At 71.8% G+C, this 19,111-nt stretch carries 17 protein-coding genes; 7 read left to right on the top strand and 10 right to left on the bottom strand.

Annotation, left to right across the window (positions count from 1 at the left end):
* Nucleotides 1-567: 567 nt before the first annotated feature.
* Nucleotides 568-1,308: an endonuclease III gene (gene nth / locus FHU30_RS28290; RefSeq protein WP_253879803.1), complete on the bottom strand. Its 741-nt coding sequence runs from the start codon at nucleotides 1,306-1,308 to the stop codon at nucleotides 568-570.
* 934 nt (nucleotides 1,309-2,242) lie between these two features.
* On the opposite strand from nth, the gene FHU30_RS28295 reads away from it, so the two are divergent.
* Together FHU30_RS28295 and FHU30_RS28300 are read left to right on the top strand one after the other, a co-directional pair.
* A complete protein-coding gene (locus tag FHU30_RS28295) occupies nucleotides 2,243-3,022 on the top strand; it encodes an LLM class flavin-dependent oxidoreductase (RefSeq protein ID WP_253879805.1) in 780 nt (259 codons plus the stop codon).
* A 255-nt stretch (nucleotides 3,023-3,277) separates the two neighbouring features.
* Entirely contained in the window at nucleotides 3,278-3,964 is a 687-nt protein-coding gene (locus tag FHU30_RS28300) for a Crp/Fnr family transcriptional regulator (RefSeq protein WP_067483689.1), read from the top strand.
* A gap of 408 nt (nucleotides 3,965-4,372) precedes the next feature.
* Here the strand turns inward: FHU30_RS28300 and FHU30_RS28305 are convergent, their stop codons facing one another.
* The 5 genes from FHU30_RS28305 to FHU30_RS28325 all read right to left on the bottom strand — a co-directional run bounded on the left by FHU30_RS28305 (nucleotide 4,373) and on the right by FHU30_RS28325 (nucleotide 7,333).
* Nucleotides 4,373-5,167, bottom strand: coding sequence for an MBL fold metallo-hydrolase (locus FHU30_RS28305; protein ID WP_253880355.1), 795 nt, complete (start codon nucleotides 5,165-5,167; stop codon nucleotides 4,373-4,375).
* Between the two features lie 182 nt (nucleotides 5,168-5,349).
* Complete coding sequence (locus tag FHU30_RS28310; protein WP_253879807.1) at nucleotides 5,350-6,213, bottom strand: NUDIX hydrolase; 864 nt, start codon at nucleotides 6,211-6,213, stop codon at nucleotides 5,350-5,352.
* A gap of 63 nt (nucleotides 6,214-6,276) precedes the next feature.
* The gene (locus FHU30_RS28315) at nucleotides 6,277-6,738 is read right to left on the bottom strand and encodes a RidA family protein (RefSeq protein WP_253879809.1); all 462 of its coding nucleotides are present in this window, start codon (nucleotides 6,736-6,738) and stop codon (nucleotides 6,277-6,279) included.
* Nucleotides 6,739-6,740: 2 nt separating this feature from the next.
* A complete protein-coding gene (gene sp36, locus FHU30_RS28320; RefSeq protein ID WP_089310660.1) occupies nucleotides 6,741-6,896 on the bottom strand; it encodes a Sp36 family protein in 156 nt (51 codons plus the stop codon).
* 5 nt (nucleotides 6,897-6,901) lie between these two features.
* Nucleotides 6,902-7,333, bottom strand: a complete 432-nt coding sequence (locus tag FHU30_RS28325) for a winged helix-turn-helix transcriptional regulator (RefSeq protein WP_253880356.1) — start codon at nucleotides 7,331-7,333, stop codon at nucleotides 6,902-6,904.
* 191 nt (nucleotides 7,334-7,524) lie between these two features.
* On the opposite strand from FHU30_RS28325, the gene FHU30_RS28330 reads away from it, so the two are divergent.
* Entirely contained in the window at nucleotides 7,525-8,454 is a 930-nt protein-coding gene (locus FHU30_RS28330) for an NADP-dependent oxidoreductase (protein WP_253879811.1), read from the top strand.
* A gap of 117 nt (nucleotides 8,455-8,571) precedes the next feature.
* Here the strand turns inward: FHU30_RS28330 and FHU30_RS28335 are convergent, their stop codons facing one another.
* The gene (locus tag FHU30_RS28335) at nucleotides 8,572-9,075 is read right to left on the bottom strand and encodes a MarR family winged helix-turn-helix transcriptional regulator (protein ID WP_253879813.1); all 504 of its coding nucleotides are present in this window, start codon (nucleotides 9,073-9,075) and stop codon (nucleotides 8,572-8,574) included.
* Between the two features lie 73 nt (nucleotides 9,076-9,148).
* Between FHU30_RS28335 and FHU30_RS28340 the strand changes: the two genes are divergently transcribed.
* Complete coding sequence (locus tag FHU30_RS28340) at nucleotides 9,149-10,378, top strand: MFS transporter (RefSeq protein ID WP_253879815.1); 1,230 nt, start codon at nucleotides 9,149-9,151, stop codon at nucleotides 10,376-10,378.
* A 369-nt stretch (nucleotides 10,379-10,747) separates the two neighbouring features.
* On the opposite strand, the gene FHU30_RS28345 is transcribed toward FHU30_RS28340, so the two are convergent.
* Nucleotides 10,748-11,797, bottom strand: coding sequence for a slipin family protein (locus FHU30_RS28345; RefSeq protein ID WP_253879817.1), 1,050 nt, complete (start codon nucleotides 11,795-11,797; stop codon nucleotides 10,748-10,750).
* A gap of 257 nt (nucleotides 11,798-12,054) precedes the next feature.
* Here FHU30_RS28345 and bagA point away from each other — a divergent pair, with 257 nt between their 5' ends.
* Both bagA and bagB read left to right on the top strand, forming a co-directional pair.
* A complete protein-coding gene (gene bagA, locus FHU30_RS28350) occupies nucleotides 12,055-13,050 on the top strand; it encodes an ATPase BagA (RefSeq protein WP_253879819.1) in 996 nt (331 codons plus the stop codon).
* 255 nt (nucleotides 13,051-13,305) lie between these two features.
* Nucleotides 13,306-14,481 carry an ATPase BagB gene (gene bagB, locus FHU30_RS28355; protein WP_253879821.1) on the top strand — a complete coding sequence of 392 codons (1,176 nt, stop codon included), beginning with the start codon at nucleotides 13,306-13,308 and terminating at the stop codon, nucleotides 14,479-14,481.
* Nucleotides 14,482-15,534: 1,053 nt separating this feature from the next.
* On the opposite strand, the gene FHU30_RS28360 is transcribed toward bagB, so the two are convergent.
* Nucleotides 15,535-15,846, bottom strand: a complete 312-nt coding sequence (locus FHU30_RS28360) for a WhiB family transcriptional regulator (RefSeq protein ID WP_117357385.1) — start codon at nucleotides 15,844-15,846, stop codon at nucleotides 15,535-15,537.
* A 340-nt stretch (nucleotides 15,847-16,186) separates the two neighbouring features.
* On the opposite strand from FHU30_RS28360, the gene FHU30_RS28365 reads away from it, so the two are divergent.
* Nucleotides 16,187-18,502 carry a penicillin-binding protein gene (locus FHU30_RS28365; RefSeq protein WP_253879823.1) on the top strand — a complete coding sequence of 772 codons (2,316 nt, stop codon included), beginning with the start codon at nucleotides 16,187-16,189 and terminating at the stop codon, nucleotides 18,500-18,502.
* A 141-nt stretch (nucleotides 18,503-18,643) separates the two neighbouring features.
* Here FHU30_RS28365 and FHU30_RS28370 read toward each other — a convergent pair whose 3' ends face one another.
* Nucleotides 18,644-19,102 (bottom strand): GatB/YqeY domain-containing protein, encoded by a 459-nt coding sequence (locus tag FHU30_RS28370; RefSeq protein ID WP_253879825.1) that lies wholly within the window; start codon nucleotides 19,100-19,102, stop codon nucleotides 18,644-18,646.
* Between the last annotated feature and the right edge of the window lie 9 nt (nucleotides 19,103-19,111).

A 19,111-nucleotide genomic window follows, 5' to 3' on the forward strand; every position in this document is an offset into this window, starting at 1 on the left:
ACGTGGACAACAGCACCGTCAATACGCGCAGAACGCCTGCCAACACGCGCAGGACGCCTACCAGCGCGCGCGGACCTTCGCAGCAGCCCGCACGGGACGGCCGCCAGCCCGCGTGAACCTCCCAGAAGACCGCGCGAGACGCCCGCCAATCCGCGCGGGCCTTCCCCAGCCCGCACCGGATGCCCGGGGGAAGGCGAGCACGCGCGGACCTCCATCAGCCACGCGAGCCTCCACTAGCCACGCGGGACGCCTACCCAGCCCAAGCGGGACGCCCACCAGCGCGCACGAACCTCTCTCAGCCGCGCGAACCTCCAATTAGGCCGCTCGGGACGCTTCCCAGCGCACACAAGCCGTTCCAGCCCGCGCGGGGGGGACGGCTGCCAGCACGCGCGGACCTTTCGCAGCCCGCACCGGACGGACCCCCGGCGCACACAGGCCTTTCCCAGCCCGCGCGAACCCTGCGCGGAGCTTTCAAAGCCGGTGCGGGACGCCCGCCAAGACGGGCAAATCACGCATGGGCGCGTGGTGAGCGTCTATGGATGCCGACGGTGAGTGTTCCGCGACAGCTCAGGCGAAGGAGCGGTCACGGATCAGCTTCGCGGCAACCTTCGGGTCCGTCGGCCCTTCGCCGTAGGACGGGCACAGCGGGGCGATCGCGCACGCACCGCAGGCCGGACGCTGCGAATGGCACACGCGGCGGCCGTGCCAGATCATCCGGTGCGACAGGATCGTCCATTCCTTGCGCGGGATGAGCTCCGCGATGTCCTCCTCGACCTTGACCGGGTCGTCGGACGTCGTCCAGCCCATCCGGCGCGCGAGCCGCCCGAAATGGGTGTCCACGGTGATCCCCGGGACGCCGAAGGCGTTGCCGAGCACGACGTTGGCGGTCTTGCGCCCGACGCCGGGCAGCGTGACCAGGTCCTTCAGCCGGTTCGGGACCCGCCCGTCGAACCGCTCGACCAGCGCCTTCGACAGCCCCATGACGGACTTGGTCTTGGCCCGGAAGAACCCGGTCGGCTTCAGGATCGCCTCGACGTCCTCGGGGTTGGCGGCGGCCAGTTCCTCGGGCCCCGGGTACTTGGCGAACAGCTCAGGTGTCGTCATGTTCACGCGCTTGTCCGTCGTCTGCGCGGACAGGACGGTCGCGATGAGCAACTCGTAGGGCGAGGCGAAGTTCAGCTCGCAGTGCGCATCCGGGTAAAGCTCGGCCAGTTCCCGGTTGATGCGCCGCGCCCGCCGGACGAGCCCCAGCCGCGTCTCCTCCTGGAACCGCTTCCGCCTCTGCCGCGGAGTCACCTGCGTCGCCATGAGCCCAGCGTAGAAGCTCCCGCGCCCTGACACGCCCCAACCAAGCCCCCCAAGTCCACACACCCCCAACACGCGAGCACCCAACCCGCGTAAGCCCCTCCCCTCCTCACACAAACCAACTCCCCCACGCTCGCCCCACGCGCAAGCCCACCCGCTCCACACGCAAGCCCACCCCGGGGGCGTTGGGGACGGTGCCGCACCACCTCGCACATGCAACACAGCCCGCACGCGCGACATCACCTGGCACGCGCGACATCACCCGCATCGCGACGCCACCCCGCATGCGCGACGCCATCCCGCGCACGCAACACCACCCCACGCGCGCAGCATCACCCCACCACGCGCAGCATCACTCTGCATGCGCGACGCTATCTCGCGCCCGCGATGCCTATTCGCATGCGTGAGTTCCTCTCGCGTGCGCGATGACCTTTCGCATTCGTGAGGCCCTATCGCATACACAAAGGCTTCAGACAGAAGCAGGGGCCTCGCGCGTTCGTGGGCTCATCTCGCGTGCGCGATCCATCACGGGGGGCGCGGGTTGCGGGGCGTGGTTTGGGACGGGGCTCGGTGGGTTTGGGGTTGGGGGCCGCAGGCCGGTTGGGGGCGTGGGTGCGGGTCGGTCTGCGGATACGGGTGGGCATGCGCGCGCGGGGTGGGCATGTGCGCGGGGGTGGGCATGCGCGCGCGGGGGTGGGGCCCCGCCACGATCTCCACCGCCGTCGCCGCCGCCGTGGGCATGCGCGCGCGGGGGTGGGGCTGCGGGCGGGGGTGGGGCTGCGGATGCGAGCGGATGTGTGGGTTGGTTTGGGGGGCGGCGGTTGGGGCGCTCGGGGTGGGGCGCGGTGTTGGGGGTGGGGTGATTTTGGGGTGTGTTTGGAGGGGGTGACGTGGGGGTGTCGGGGGTGGGGGGTATGGGGTTTGTGTGCGTTGTGGGGTGTACTTGCCGCCGTTCGGGGAGCTTGCTGATCCGCGGGTGCTTGCGGGGCTTGCCAGGAAGGCCGAGGACGCGGGGTTCGACGGGTTCTTCCTTTGGGATCACGTGGCGCGACCGAACCGTCCTGAGCTGGCGGTCTGTGATGCCTGGACGGGGCTGGCGGCGGTTGCGGCGGCCACGGAGCGGCTGGTCTTCGGGACGCGGGTCACGCCGCTCTCCCGTAGGCGTCCACAGGAAGTGGCGCGGCAGGCAGTGGCGCTCGACCAGCTCAGCGGAGGACGGTTCGTCCTGGGCGTGGGGCTCGGATCCAATACGGGCGGCGAGATGACGCGCCTCGGCGAGGTCGACGACCCGCGCACGCGCGCGAGCATGCTGGACGAGTCGCTGGAGCTCATCTGCCGCCTCTGGAGCGGTGAGCGTGTCGTGCATCACGGTCCGCACTACACCGTGGACGGGCTGCGCTTCCTGCCTCGTCCCGTACAGCAGCCGCGCATTCCCATATGGGTGGCCGCTCAGTCGACCAGGCCGGCGCCGCTGCGGCGGGCCGCGCGCTACGACGGGCTGTGTCCCGAAGTCTCTCCAGACGATCTCCGTCGGATGCTGGAAATCATCGCCGAACACAGGGACGGTGACATGGACGGATATGAGGTCTCCGTAGGCGGCCCACCCGGCACCGATCCGGGCCCGTACGCGCGCGCAGGAGCCACCTGGTGGCTCGTCCAGTTCCCCGAGACGACGGCCGTCCGGCAGGTGGAGGAGGTTCTGGCGAACCGCAAGTGACCAGCGGGTAACCACGTCCGAAGAGGAGAAACGGTACCTTTGTGACCGCATTCACCCGGCGATCCGTACACTGGGTGCGCAGGAGACGTTCAGGCAACTGGACGCCGCTGCGGGGGCGATCCGCCGCAAGCACCGCCGGAAGCGGCGGCGCGGCGAGTTGGACCGGTCCGGTTTCGGCGCGCCGTGGACCCTGCCTTCACGTACGCGGTGGGACGTACGTCACACTATGCATGTGGGTGTTCGAGGAGGAGAAGCGTGACCGACCGCGACGTGGACGTTCTGAGCAGGGCTCCGCTGTTCGAGGCCCTGGACGAGCAGGGTGCCAAGGCGCTGCGCGCCAACGTGACCGAGGTGCGCCTGGCCCGCGGGCAGACGCTGTTCAACGAGGGTGAGACCGGCGACCGGCTGTACGTCGTCCTGGAAGGCAAGATCAAGCTGACCCGGACCGCGCCGGACGGCCGGGAGAACCTGCTGAGCGTGCTCGGCCCGTCCGAGATGTTCGGCGAGCTGTCGCTGTTCGACCCGCGTCCCCGCACCGCCAGCGCGATCGCCGTCACCGAGTGCCGGCTGGCCGGGCTCGGGCACGACGACCTGCGGCCGTGGCTGACCGGCCACCCCGAGGTGGCGGTGCAGCTGCTCCGCGCACTCGCGCAGCGGCTCCGCAAGACCAACGACGTGATGGCCGACCTGGTCTTCACCGACGTGCCGGGCCGCGTCGCCAAGGCGCTGCTCGACCTGGCCGAGCGTTTCGGCCAGCCGTCGGAGGCCGGGCTGCACGTCCACCACGACCTCACCCAGGAGGAGCTGGCGCAGCTCGTCGGCGCGTCCCGGGAGACGGTGAACAAGGCCCTCGCCGACTTCGCCCAGCGCAACTGGCTGCGCATCGAGGCGCGCGCCGTCGTCATCCTCGACATCGAGCGCCTGCGCAAGCGCTCCAAGTAGCGCGACCCGCGCGACGCACGCACGCAACGTCCGCCGCGCCTTCGCGAACGCGGCGCGCACGAGCTCCGGCTCATGCGCGCGCGTTCGCGCGCACAGGTCCTCCGACATATGCACGCACGCGCAGGGCCTCCGACTCATGCCTGCACAGGCCCCGCCTCATGGCCGCTCGCGCACACGGGCTCCGCCTCGTGGACGCACGCAAACACGAACGTCCACGCGCACAGCCCCGGCTCACGGGCGCGCTCTAGCGCACACGCGCTCCGGCTCACGAGCGAGCGCTCGCGCACACAGGCCCCGGCTCATGCGCGGGCACGGGCCCGCTCTTGCGCGGGGACGGGCTTCGGCTCATGGGCGCGCTCGCGGGCACGTACGGTCGCGCGCATGGGTTTCGGGTTGTGGGCGTGGTCGTTAGGTGCGTTCGGCCAGGTAGTCGAGTTGGCTTTGGACGGACCATTCCGCTGCGGGCCAGAGGTTGCGGTCCACGTCGGCGTAGACGATCTCCACTACCTCGCGGGCGGTCCGGGCGCCTGCGGCGACAGCTGCCTCGACCTGCGCGAGCCGCTCCTGCCGGTGGCCGATGTAGTGGTCGATCGCGGCGAGCGGGTCATCCAGCTTGGGTCCGTGGCCGGGCAGGACGGCGGCGGCCTCGTTGTCGTCGGCGAAGCGGCGCAGGCGGTCCAGGGACGCCAGGTAGTCGCCCAGCTTGCCCTCCACGACGGTCGATCCGTAGCCGAGGACGGTGTCACCGGTCAGGATGGCCCGGTCGGCGGCCAGCCAGAACGTCAGCGAGTCGTCGGAGTGGCCCGGCGTCTCCATGATCCGCAGGTCGAGTCCGCCGGTCGTCACCACGTCGCCCTCGACCAGGCCCTCGTCGCCGAGCCGGTGCCTGGGGTCGAGCGCCCGCACCCGGACGCCCTTGCCGGCCATTCCGGCGAACATCGCGGCGCCGGCCGAGTGGTCCGGGTGGCCGTGCGTCAGCAGGACGACGCCGACGTGCCGCCCGCCCTCCTCGGCCTCGGCCAGGACGCGCTCCAGGTGCACCCGGTCCTTCGGGCCGGGATCGACGACCACGACCTCCTCCGCGCCGGGCTCGCCGAGGATCCAGGTGTTCGTCCCGTCCAGGGTCATAGGGGACGGATTGGGGGCGAGCACGCATCTCGCCCGCTCGGTGCCGGTTCCGTCGATCTCGCTCACGCGTCCCATCCTGCCCGACCGGCCGGGACCGAGCCCCAGCCGGGCCAGGCGTCGCGGCACGGACGTCCCGGCCAGGCGCATCCCCAGGGCCCACATCAGACGGGCCCGCACCGCAGCCAATGCACCTCCCAAAGGCTCAGGCGTGGATGTCGGCGTGGGTGGCGGGCCGGAGGGGGGTGTCGCGGGTGGTGTTAGGCGGGGGTGTCGTAGTGGACGGCGTCTTCGGGGAGGACGAGGTAGGGGGCGCCGTTGATGATCCGGCCCTCGGGTTCGAGGACGGCGATCTCGCGTTGCGAGGCCAGGACGTCCGCGACCGTGTCGAAGCGGGCCAGTTCCTCCAGCGTGGCGAGGGTCGGGGGCAGCATGGGCCACTCGCCCGCGCGCGCCCGCACGGCGGCTTCGGCCGGACGGACCCAGGCGACCCTGTCGGCCTCGGTGCTCACGTCCCGCGCGCGCTGCCCCTCGGGCATGGCCGCGACGAAGAACCGCGTGTCGTAGCGCTTCGGCTCGATCTTGGGCGTGATCCAGTGCGCCCAGGGACGCAGGAGGTCCGAGCGCAGGACGAGCCCGCGCGCGTCCAGGAACTCGGCGAACGACAGCGAGCGGTCGAGCAGCGCCTGCCGCCCCCGCTCCCAGTCGTCGCCGCGCGTGTCGTCCACGACGGACCCGCCGGTCGGCCCGGCGAGCAGCACGCAGGTCTCCTCGAAGGTCTCCCGGACGGCCGCGCAGACCAGTTCCCGCGCGAGCGGCTCGTCCGCGTTGAAGGCCCGTCCCCACTCCGCCGGGGAGGGCCCGGACCAGCCCACACCCGCCTCGCCGTCGCGCGGGTCGACCGAACCGCCGGGGAACACGTACGCGCCGGGCGCGAATGCCATCGAGCCCACCCGGCGCAGCATGAAGGCCTGCAACCCGTGCTCGGCGTGGTCGCGGAGCACGACCACCGTCGCGGCGTGCCGCGGCCGGACCGGCTCGATCGTCCCGGCCGCGATGCCCTCGATCCGCTCCCGGAACCCGTCCGGCAACCTCAACCCGTTCATGGCGCCCCATTCGGACATACCGAATCACATTCCGTCAAGAGCGCCCACCTCGTCCCACCACTCACGGCACGACGGCCGCGGTCAGCGGACCTCGGCGATCAGTTCGACCTCGACCGGGGCGTTCCGCGGGAGGACCGCGACGCCGACGGCGCTGCGCGCGTGCGCGCCTGCCTCGCCGAAGACCTCGCCGAGCAGCTCGCTCGCGCCGTTGATCACCTGCGGCTGGCCGTCGAAGTCCGGGTCGGACGCGACGAACCCGACGACCTTGACGATCCGCACGACCTTCGACAGGTCCCCGATCTCGGACTTCAGCGCCGCGATCATGTTCAGCGCGCAGATCCGGGCCAGCTCGGCGGCCTGCTCGGGGGTGATGTCCGCGCCGACCTTGCCGGTGCGCAGCAGCTCGCCCTTGACCAGCGGCAGCTGCCCGGCCGTGTAGACCAGGTTCCCCGTGCGGGAGGCCGGGACGTAGGCGGCCAGCGGGCGCGCCACCTCGGGCAGTTCGAGGCCCAGCTCGGCGATCCGCTCCTCGGGCGTGGCCACGCTCACTCCACCTCGCGCTTGAAGTAGGCCACCAGGTTCTCCGGGTTCGGGCCCGGCAGGACGGTGACGAGCTCCCACCCGTCCTGGCCCCAGTTGTCGAGGATCTGCTTGGTCGCGTGGACCAGCAGCGGAACGGTCGCGTACTCCCACTTCTTCATGGCGCTCAGCCTAGCGATCGCGCAGGCGCAGGAGGCGCCAGCCCGGCCTGTCCGGCGTCGTAGCGGGTGCGGGCCGCGTCCATGTCGGGCATGTGGCGGTCGGCCCACTCCCGGACGGTCGCGACGATCGGGATCAGGCTCTCCCCGAGGACGGTCAGCGTGTAGTCCACCTGGACCGGGACGGCGGGCGTGACATGCCGCGTGACCAGCCCGTCCCGCTCCAGGCCGCGGAGCGACTGGGTGAGCATCTTCGTGCTGACCCCCGGGACGGCCCGGGCGAGCTCCGCGTGCCGCATGGTGCCGTTCTCGGCGAGCCGGTTGAGCAGCATCGTCGTCCACTTGTTGCCGAGCACGGCCATCAGGCGGCTCGTCGGGCACGCCTCCATGTAGGCGTCGAACTCCACCTTCGCCTGCGCGCGGCGCTCCGCGGCGGTCATCGTGGTCAAGCCCCACCTCCGGTTCCGGCGCGTCCCGAACCCCGCCCCGGTTCCGCGCATGCGGCATTGCGGGCACTTCGGGGTCGGGTACGCACCCAGAAGTAACCTCTTCCGGCCGACGTCTCTTCCGCGCAGGCTTGCCTGTGCGGGGAAACCTCCCGCGAACCCCATCTGACCAGGGAGTATTCGGCATGCGCGCGATCAGTGTGACGGAGTACGGCGGCCCCGAGACGCTGCGGGTGGCGGACGTCCCCGAACCCGTCCCGGGCCGGGGGCAGGTGCGGATCCGGATCGAGGCGGCGACGGTCAACCCGGTGGACGTGGCGGCCCGCGCGGGATACCTGGCGCCGCTCGCCCCGGACCTCCCGCTCGGCCTCGGCCTGGACGCGGCGGGCGTGATCGACGCCGTCGGCGCCGGCGTGGACCGCCTGGCCGTCGGAGACAAGGTCATCGGCCTCCGCGACTGGCTGCCGATGCCGACCGGTACGCATGCGGAGGCGATCGTCCTGGACGCGGACGCGGTGACCCACGCGCCCCGCACGGTCGACGCCGCGCACGCCGCGACACTGCCGCTGAACGGCCTGACCGCCTTCCAGGCCCTCGACCTCCTGGACCTGCCCGCCGGCGCGTCCCTGCTGGTCACAGGCGCTGCTGGAGCCGTCGGACGGTTCGCCGTGGAGCTGGCGGCGCTGCGCGGCCTCCGGATCGTCGCCGCGGCATCGGCCGCCGACGAGACCGACCTCCGCAAAGCGGGCGCCGAGTTCTTCATCGGACGGGACGAACCGCTCGGCGCGACCGTCCGGAACCTCGTCCCCGGCGGGGTGGACGGCGTCCTGGACGCGGCGGGCCTCGGCATCCGCGCCCTGGACGCCCTGCGGAACCGCGGCGAGTTCGTCGCCGTGAACGGCGGCGACGTGGTGCCCGTGAACCTGCGCGGCACCCGCGTCCGGAACGTCTGGTTCCGTGCGGACGCGGGGCAGCTCGCCCACCTCGTCTCGCTCGTCGACGCCGGACGCCTCAGCCTGCGCGTCGCGGACGTCCTGCCCCTGGAGGACGCCGCGAAGGCGCACACCCGCCTCGCCGAGGGCGGCCTCCGAGGCCGCCTCGTCCTCACCCCCTGATCAAAAACCGCGTCCGGCCTTCCGGTCGGCGCGGCAGCGGCAGCAGGAGGCGGCAGCAGGAGGCGGCAGCCTCGGGAGCGGCGAAGTCGGGAGCGGCAGCGGCAGGAGGCGGCGGGATCAGGCGTCGGGGTCCGGGGTGTCGGCGCGGATGACGACGCGGCGGAGCAGGTCGGAGAGGTGGCGGAGCTCGTCGCGGGTGAGGGCGGCGAAGATGCGGTGCTCCTCGTCGCCCTGGGCGTCCATGGCGCCGCGCCAGGCGGCGCGGCCCTCGTCGGTGAGCTCGACGACCACGCGGCGGCGGTCGGTCTCGGACGGGGTGCGCCGGACGAAACCGCGCGCGGCGAGCCCGTCGAGGCGTCCGGTGACCGAGTTGGGCGCGACGCCGAGGTCGGCCGCGAGCTGCGAGGGCGCGGCCTGGCCGTGCCGTCCGGCGAGGGCGTGCAGGGTGTCGAACTCGTGCAGGTGCAGCGAGCCGTCGGCGAGGGCGCGCTCCCGGACCCGGCGCAGGTGCCCGGAGATCTTGTGGACGCGGGTGATCGCGCCCTCCACGTCGGGATCGAGGTCGGGCAGCAGGGGCAGCCATCGCTCGACGTGCTCGTCCACCGTGTCGCGCATCCGCATGCCGGACAGCTTACCGGTTCGGCGCAGAATTATTCTTTGACGAATAGTTCGGCATCGAACTACTCTCCCCGGCATGACGCACCCGCTGGGCAGCCGGGACTTCCGGCTGCTGTTCACCGCCCGCGCGCTGTCCCTGACCGGCGACGCCGCGATCCCCGCCGCGCTGGCGCTCGCCGTCCTGCGAATCTCCGAGTCCGGCTCGGCGCTCGGGATCGTGCTGGCGTCCGCGCTGCTCCCCCGGCTCGTGGCGCTGCCGCTCGGCGGCGTCCTCGCCGACCGCAGGGGCGCGCGGCCGATCGCGATCGGCACGGACGCGCTCGCCTTCGCCGCCCAGCTCTGCACGGCCCTGCTGCTGCTCGGCGGGCATCCGGCGCTGTGGCAGCTCGCCGCCATGCAGGCGGTCGGCGGCGCCGCGTCCGGGCTGGCGCTGCCGACGCTGTCCCCGATGGTCGTCGGGACCGTCCCGGTCGAGGCGCTACCTCGCGCGAACGCCCTGCTCGGGACGGTCGCGGGCGCGACCCGCTTGCTCGGTCCGGCCGTCGCGGGGACGTTCGTGCTCACCGTCGGCCCCGGCTGGACGTTCATGCTCGACGCCGCGTCCTTCGGAGCGAGCGCCATCCTGATCTCGTGCGCGCGCGTCCGGCGAAGGCAGGTCACCACGCATTCCTTGCGCGCCGACCTCAAGCAGGGGTGGACGGAGGTCCGCTCACGCGACTGGTACTGGACGAGCCTCATCGCACACGCGATGTGGAACGGCGCCCAGAGCGCCATGCTCACCCTCGCGCCCCTCATCGCTGTAGAACGCCTCGGCGGCGAGACCGTATGGATCATCACTACTGAAGCCGGTGCGGTCGGGCTCGTCATCGGGTCCCTGATGGCGGGACGCTTCCGACCACGCCGTCCGGTGGCGGTCGCCAACGTCGGCCTAGCCGCCTACGCGATACCGCTCGTCGCGCTGGCCTTCTATGCGCCGGCCCCGGTCTTTATCCCCTGCTACTGCCTGGCCTTGGCAGGACTCGGCTTCCTCAACCCGACCTGGGAAACCACCGTGCAGGCCGTCATCCCTACAGAATCGCTCGCCCGGGTCAGCTCCTACGACTGGCTACTGTCACTGGCCGCCGCGCCGCTCGGCTACTCCCTCGCGCCATGGGCCGCGTCCATCTGGGGACCACGAGCCCCGCTGCTGGTCGCAGCCGTCATCGTCGCCACGGCCTGCCTAGGCACCTTGGCCGCCCCCGGCGTCCGCCGCCTCACCCTAGAAGCCCCGACGTCCACCCCGACCAAAGAGCACCAGCCCGTCTAACCCCCGCGCACACGCGAAGGCCCGGAGCCCCCGCCCGCGCACGCGAAGGCCCGGCATCCCCGCCCGCGCACGAGAGGGCGCGGCGTCCCCGCGCGCACCTGAAGGCGCGGCGTCCCCGCGCGCGCACGAGAAGGCCCGGCGTCCCGCGCGCGAGAGAAGGCGCGGCGTCCCCGCGCGCACATGAAGGCTCGGCTTCCCGCGCGTGCAAGAGGGCGTGGCGTCCCGCGTACACGAGAGAGCGCAGCGTCCCGCGCACACGAGAGAGCGCAGCGTCCCGCGCACACGAGAGAGCGCAGCGTCCCGCGTGCGGGAGGAGGCGCGGCGTCCCCGGCGGCGCTGGATGGAGTGCCGGGGACGCCGCTGGTCGGGTCACTCGCGCGATGGCGAACCGTCAGCGCCCTCCTCGGGCTTGGCGGCTCCCGCGATGCCGCGCGGGCGCTCCGGACGCGTCAGCTCCGGGGCGTCCTCCTCGTCGCGGCGCTGCGGCTCGTCCAGGCCCAGGACGGGCGGGACGTCCTCCACCGACCCCATCGGCGGGGCCTCCTCAGTGGCCTTGGCGAGGTCCTGCTCGGCCTTGGCCAGCCGCTCGCTCAGGTTCGTCCTGGGCTGGGCGTCGCCGGCCTGCGCGGAGAGCGAGCCGCCCGCCGCGCGCTCGAAGAAGCGCAGGATCTCGACCGGGAGCGGCATGACGAGCGTGCTGTTCTTCTCGGCCGAGACCTCCACGACGGTCTGCAGCAGCCGCAGCTGGAGCGCCGCCGGGTCCTGCGACATGATCTCGGCGGCCGCGGCGAGCCGCTTGGACGCCTGGAACTCGCCGTCCGCGGTGATGATCCGGGCGCGCCGCTCGCGCTCGGCCTCGGCCTGCCGGGCCATCGAGCGCTTCATGCCCTCGGGCAGCGAGACGTCCTTGATCTCGACGCGCTCGATGAGGATGCCCCAGGGGTCCTGGGTGATGTTGTCGATGATGCCGCGCAGCCGGGCGTTGATCTTCTCCCGCTCGCCCAGCAGCTCCTGCATGTCGGACTGGCCGATGATCGACCGGAGCGAGGTCTGCGCGACGGTGGACACCGCGTAGCCGTAGTTCTGCACGTTCACGATCGCCTTCACCGGGTCGACGACCCGGAAGTAGACGACCGCGTCCACCCGGACGCTGACGTTGTCCTGGGTGATGCCCTCCTGTGCGGGCACGCCCATGGTCACCGTCTGCTGGTTGACCTTCTGCATCCGCTCGACGATCGGCAGGATGAAGGTCAGGCCCGGCCGGCGCACGGCGCCCGGGCGGAGCTGGCCGCCGCGCTGCACCTGGCCGAACCGGAACACGATGCCGTGCTCGAACTGCTGGACGATGCGGACCGACGACGCCAGCCCGATCAGCGCGAGCACACCGATCACTATGACGAGGAAGAGGGCCACCGCCATGGCGGGCCACCTTTCAGCCGAACTGCCCCTGGATCCGAGGCCCGGATCCGGGCGGACCGGCCGTCCGGCCTGGCCGCCGCCGCCCGGCCGTCCGACCGGACGGGGCGGACCGGCGCCCGGTTCGCGTTTCCCAGCTAACCGCGTGGGCACGTCCGAAACAACGGTCCACACCTCGGCGGGGCATCGTGTCAGGGATCACTTATATAGCTGGAGCCGGGCTCTGAAGTCCTCGCCGGGCGAACGATATGGTCGATCGGGTGAGCGCGAGAGACACCGACTGGGACGGCGTACGCCTCCACGTGGTCACGGGCAAGGGCGGCACCGGCAAGACCACCGTGGCCGCCGCACTCGCCCTGGCACTGGCGGCCGGAGGACGCAGGGTACTGCTGGTCGAGGTCGAGGGGCGGCAGGGTATCGCGCAGCTCTTCGACGTCCCGCCCCTGCCCTACGGGGAGCGGCGGGTCGCGGTCGCCCCGGGCGGCGGCGAGGTGCACGCGCTCGCCGTGGACACCGAGGAGGCGCTCATCGAGTACCTCGAGATGTTCTACAACCTCAAGCGCGCCGGTAAGGCCATGACGAAGCTCGGCATCGTCGACTTCGTCACCACGATCGCGCCCGGGCTGCGCGACGTGATCCTCACCGGGAAGACCTCCGAGTCCGTCCGGCGCAAGAACAAGGACGGCTCGTTCATCTACGACGCGGTCGTCATGGACGCGCCGCCGACCGGCCGCATCACCAAGTTCCTGAACGTGAACGAGGAGGTGTCCGGGCTGGCCAAGGTCGGCCCGATCCGCAACCACGCCGACACCGTGATGAAGGTCGTGCGCAGCCCGGAGACGGCCGTCCACTTCGTCACGCTGCTGGAGGAGATGCCCGTCCAGGAGACCATGGACGGCATCCACGACCTGCGCGAGGCGGGCCTCCCGGTCGGCGGCGTGATCGTGAACATGGAGCACAAGCCCGTCCTGCCCGCGGACGCGCTCGCCGCCGCGGCGGCGGGCGGGCTGGACGCCGAGGAGATCGTCCGGGGCGTGAAGTCCGCCGGGCTGGAGCAGGACGCCGAGCGGATCGCCGCCGTCCTCGCCGCGGAGGCGGGCGAGCACGCCCGCCGCACCGCGCTCCAGGCCCGCGAGAAGGAGCGCCTGGAGGACCTCGACCTGCCCCGCTACACCCTCCCGATGCTCCCGGACGGCATGGACCTCGCCGGCCTCTACGACCTGGCCGAGGCCCTGCGCGCCCAGGGCGCCGCATGACCCGCCCCCAGGCCCCGGCATGACCCCGCGCCGCCCCACGAGCCCACGCCCGAGCCGCCCCACAACCCCACGCCCAGGACGCGGCACGGCCCCGCGCCGCTCCATGACCCCGAGCCCGCGCCGCTCCATGACCCCGAGCCTGAACCGCGGCACGACCACGCACGCGAGCCGCGGCACGACCCCACGCGAGGAGGGCGGCGGGCGCGGGGACGGCCGCGCGCGCCGCACGACCACTGGTTCCACGGAGACCGCCTGATGAGCCCGACCGGCAAGACCCCGCCCGCCCTGGACGTCGACGAGCTGCTGGACGACCCGCGCACCAAGATCATCGTCTGCTGCGGCTCCGGCGGGGTCGGCAAGACCACCACGGCCGCCGCGCTCGGCGTCCGGGCCGCCCGGCGCGGCCGCGACGTGGTCGTCCTCACCGTCGACCCGGCGCGCCGGCTCGCGCAGTCGATGGGCCTGTCGGAGCTGGACAACAGCCCGCGCCGGATCGAGGTCGGCGGCGACGGCGAGCTGCACGCGATGATGCTCGACATGAAGCGGACCTTCGACGAGATCGTCGAGGCGCACGCCGATCCGGACCGGGCCCGGCAGATCCTCGCCAACCCCTTCTACCAGTCGCTCTCCTCGTCGCTGTCCGGGACGCAGGAGTACATGGCGATGGAGAAGCTCGGCCAGCTGCACCGCTCCGGCGCCTGGGACCTGATCATCGTGGACACCCCGCCGTCCCGGAACGCCCTCGACTTCCTGGACGCGCCCGAGCGGATGGGCCGCTTCCTGGACGGCCGGTTCATGAAGATCCTCGCCGCGCCGGCCAAGACCGGCGGCCGGTTCGGGGTGAAGGTGATCAGCGCCGGGTTCGGCATGTTCACCGGCGTGCTCAACAAGGTGCTCGGCGTCCAGCTGCTCCGCGACGTGCAGACGTTCGTCGCCGCGTTCGACACGATGTTCGGCGGGTTCCGCGAGCGCGCCGAGAAGACCTTCAAGCTGCTCCAGACCCCCGGCACCGCGTTCCTGGTGGTCGCCGCGCCGGAGCCGGACGCGCTGCGCGAGGCGTCCTACTTCGTGGAGCGCCTGGCCGAGGAGCGGATGCCGCTCGCCGGACTGGTCGTGAACCGCGTCCATGAGGCGGACGACCTGCTGTCGGCCGCGCGCGCCCAGGCCGCCGCCGAGACCCTGGAGGAGCGCGCCGAGCACCCGCTCACCGCCGCCCTGCTGCGCCTGCACACCGACCGCGTCCAGCTGGCGGCCCGCGAGGACCGGCTGCGCGAGCACTTCTCGTCCACGCACCCGACCGTCCCCGTCGTCGCCGTCCCGGCCCAGGCCGAGGACGTCCACGACCTGGACGGCCTCCGCCGCGTCGGCGCCGACCTCGCAGGCGAGCCCCGCCCCGAGGAGGACCCCACCCCCGCGACCGCCACCGGCTGACCCTGCGTTGCGCGGCTTCGGCCAGACGAGGCGGAACGACCAGCCGCACCCTCGACCCGCGAAAGCCGCAACCACGGCACCACCTCCCCTGTGACCTGGCGAGGTCGGCCATCTGCGGCTTCGGCAGGACGGTGTGCGACGACCGGCCGCGCTCTCCCAGCTCAGCGGGAGTCGCCGTGCGGCCTCGCCTGCAGGGGCGGCCCGTGATCCGGGAGGCGGCCCTGCAGGGGCGGCCCGTGATCCGGGAGGCGGCCCTGCAGGGGCGGCCCGTGATCCGGGAGGCGGCCCTGCAGGGGCGGCCTGTGATCTGAGAGGGCGGCATTGCGCGGCTTCGGGTGAGTGGGCGCAATGATCTGGTGCGGCTTGCCGATCTGGTGAGAGTTCTGGCCGTCGCGCGTGCTCGGTAGAGGGCGCGACTATCGCATGCGGTTGCTCTGCGGGCCGCTGCGAGTTGTGACTACTGAGCGGAACTGCGGGGCCGCGCGCGAGGGTGCGAGTAGTGCGTCCTGAGCTGGGGATTTATTCGTTTGTACGGAGAAAGTCGGGGCGCTCCGTAATCGTCGGGGAAGCTGGTGATTAACGGCGAATGCCCGGCGGGTGAATGGCCCCCGCCGGGCATTCGCCGTCCCATGACCGCGATGCGCGTCTGATCAGCGGTGCCCGGACCCCGTGGCGGCCAAACCGCAAGATCGTGGCCACATCCGGCCACCACGCGTTAGAGCAGGTCCGAAAATCCGGGTTCTGGACGTCCGAAACGTGCCTGACCAGGGACGACAGCGGCCGTGGACCCGTCTCGGGGACGATTCGGGTCCACGGCCGTAAGGCATGTCTCACCGCCGGAACGGCGTCGTGCTCGTGCTGCACCGGCCCGGCATCGCGCTCAGGCGTTGCCGTGCCGGTGTCGTCGTGCTGTCGTGGCGTCGTGGTCGCGTTCGCCGTGCCCGCTGCTGGAAGCCCCGCGCGCCCCGGCCTGCCGAAGCCGGCCGCCCCTCCCACGAGGGCGCGCGAGCCCGGGACGGACACCCCCTCCCGAACGCGAGGACGCCGGGGGTCTCAGCTCGCGACGAGTTCGCTCTCGTCGCCGTCCACCGACCGCTCGTACTCCTCCTTGGCGGTCTCCAGCAGGTCGCGCCATGAGAGCACGTCCGGCCGCCGCCGCAGCAGCGCGCGCCTTTCCCGCTCGGTCATGCCGCCCCAGACGCCGAACTCGATCCTGTTGTCGAGGGCGTCGGCGAGGCACTCGGTCCGCACCGGGCAGCCGCGGCAGATGAGCTTGGCCCGATTCTGCGCCGCACCCTGCACGAACAGGGCGTCCGGATCCGCGTTACGGCAGGCGGCGCGGGCGGTCCAATCCGTGATCCACATCTTGGCCCCACTCCCCTAGGGTCTGTGTCGATTTGCGCTCTATGGCCAGACGGGCGCGGACGTCAGGCCGCCAAACGAAAGCCGTGGGGAAGAACTTACGGAAGCGAGGGACGATTCAACAGTCCCCGATGGGCCCATTCTCGATATAGCCCACCGGGGCCATACCGCCGGAACGGACTAGTTACCTGTACTTGACGCGTGAGCTAGGCCGACGGTTGTCGTTCACATGGCACGGGGCTACGGGAACGAGGCGGTGGGGAGGACTATGTTCGGGCCAAATCCCGGCGGCGAGGGGTGACCTGTCCCGAATGCACTGGTCGTCCCGCGTACTCTTGTCCCCGTGCATGATGCGAACGAGGGTCGGGGGAACGCCTTCTCCACGCTGGTCAGGCTGCTCGCCGCGGCGGTCGCCGCCGGCGTGCTCGTCGCGCTGATCGTCCTGCCGGGCGTCGGCTCGACCGGCATGACCGCGCGGGACGCGGCGGAGAACTTCGAGAGCATGGACAGCAGGCTCGACGCCACGCCCCCGTCCGAGAAGACGGTGGTCTACGACGCGAGCGGCACCCAGGTCGCCACGTTCTTCGACCGGTACCGCGAGTCGGTCCGCCTCGACCAGGTCGCGCCCATCATGCGCAACGCGATCGTCGACATCGAGGACTACCGCTTCTACCACCACGGCGCGCTCGACCTGAAGGGCACCATCCGCGCCCTGGCGTCGAACGTGGAGTCCGAGGGCACGCAGGGCGGTTCGACCCTCACGCAGCAGTACGTCAAGAACATCCTGGTCGACCGCGCGCGCAACCAGAAGGAGTACCAGGAGGCGACCGCGCCGACGGCGGGCCGCAAGCTGCGCGAGCTGCGCTACGCGCTCGACATCGAGCGCCGCATGTCCAAGGACAAGATCCTTGAGGGCTACCTCAACATCGCCTACTTCGGCGCGGGCGCGTACGGCATCCAGGCCGCCGCCAAGCGGTACTTCAGCAAGCCCGCGTCCGCCCTCACGCTGGAGCAGGCGGCGCTGCTCGCGGGCATCACGCAGAACCCGAACTCCTACGACCCGATCCGCTTCCCGGACGCCGCGAAGAAGCGCCGCGACATCGTGCTGCGCCGCATGCAGCAGCTCAACCACATCACCAAGGCGCAGGCCGACGCCGCGATCGCCAAGCCGATCACGCTCGACCGCACCGACCCGGCCGGCGGCTGCGAGACCAGCAAGGCGCCGTTCTTCTGCGAGTACGTGAAGTACGAGATGCTCAACGTGCTCTCGGACGGGAAGTACTGGTCCCTCCCCGGCAAGCAGCAGGTCGAGTTCGTCAACAAGCTGAACCGCGGCGGCTACACCATCCGCACCACGCTCGACATGGACGCCCAGCGCTCGGTCGACAGCGCGCTGCGCAACGCGGTCACACCGTCCGGCAACAAGGTCGCGGCCGAGGCGATGGTGCAGCCCGGCACGGGCAAGATCCTCGCCATCGGGCAGAGCAAGCGGTTCGGCGACGTCAAGGGCCGCACCACGCTGAACCTGGCCGCCGACACCGCGCACGGCGGCGGCGCGGGCGTCTCCGCGGGCTCGACCTTCAAGACCTTCACCCTCGCCGAGGCGCTCGACCAGGGCATCCCCGTCAACACCACGATCGACTCGCCGCAGACCACCTCGATCACCTATCCGATGTGCAAGGCCGGCAAGCTCAGCGGCGGCGGTCTCTGGACCCCCATCAGCAACGCCGGCGACTCCGAGGCGGGCAAGTTCAACCTCAAGAACGGCACCTGGCACTCGGTGAACACCTTCTACGCCGAGTTGGAGAAGCGGGTCGGCGTGTGCAACGCCGTCCGGATGGCCGAGAAGTTCGGCATGAAGAAGGCCACCGGCGCCCCGCTCGACCCGTACCCTTCGCAGGTCCTCGGCACCAACGACATCGACATGGTGCACCTGGCCGCGGCCTACGCCGGGTTCGCCGCCCGCGGCAAGTACTGCGCGCCGGTCGCGATCACCCAGATCGTCGACCCGCAGGGCAAGCAGCTGAAGCTCCCCGGCCAGGACTGCCACCAGGCCGTGGACGCGAGCGTCGCCGACGAGGTCAACTCGATCCTCACCGGCGTCCTCACCAAGGGCACCGCGAAGAACATCGGCAGCATCGGACGTCCCGCCGCCGGCAAGACCGGCACCTGCGAGGAGTTCACCTGCGCGGTGTTCGCCGGCCACACCCCGAACCTCGCGTCCGCCGTCGCCTACTGGGACTTCCGCGGCCCCTGGAACCACAAGGTCTACGGCGTCTACGGCGCCGACATCCCGGCCCCGATCTGGGCGGCGTCCATGCGCGGCACCCTGTCCGGCAAGCCCGCCCCCGGCTTCACCTCGCCCAGCAAGAACTTCGGCGACACCACCAAGGTCCCGGAAGTGAAGGGCCAGTCGGTCGGCGCCGCCACCGCCACGCTGAAATCCGCCGGTTTCGACGTGAAGGTCTCCCCGCAACCGGTGAACTCCGACCAGCCGAAGGGCACGGTCGCGTCCACCTCACCGGGCGCGGGCTCGGACGCCGACACCAACACCGTCGTGATCATCTACCTCAGCAACGGCGCCCAGAAGAACCCGCAGCCCGGCGGCCCGCCCCCCACCCAGAACGGCGGCGGCGACGGCTGGCCCTGGCCCTTCTGACCGCCCTCTGCACCCCGAGCCCGCTTCCGGACGCAGCGAGCCCTCAGACGCCAGGAGGCCCCGGACGTTAGAGGCCCGGCACGCCAAGGAGGCCCCGGCGGTGCTTGCGCCCGCCGGGGCCTCGACGTTTCCGTTCGCCCTTCAGGACGAGGTCAGCTGGCGCTTCACCTCGGCGGCGACGCGGCCGCCCTCGGCGCGTCCGGCGACCTTCGGGTTCACGGCCTTCATGACCTGTCCCATCGCGCGCGGGCCGTCCGCGCCGGTCTCGGCGATCGCGTCGGCGACCAGCGCGGTCAGCTCGACGTCGCCCAGCTGCGCGGGCAGGTAGCCGTCCAGCACCTCGCCCTCGTCCCGCTCGGCCTGCGCCTGCTCGGCGCGGCCCGCGTCCGCGAACGCCTGCGCGGCCTCGCGCCGCTTCTTGGCCTCCCGGGTCAGCACCTTGACCACGTCGTCGTCGGACAGCTCGCGGGCCTGCTTCCCGGCGACCTCCTCGTTCTTGACCGCCGTCAGCGCCATCCGCAGGGTGCGGGTGCGCACCTCGTCGCGGGCCTTCATGGCGACCGACAGGTCGGCCTCCAGCTTCTCCTTCAGGGTACTCATGGTCACATG

The sequence above is a fragment of the Actinomadura rupiterrae genome, assembly GCF_024172125.1.
GTDB lineage: Bacteria > Actinomycetota > Actinomycetes > Streptosporangiales > Streptosporangiaceae > Spirillospora > Spirillospora rupiterrae.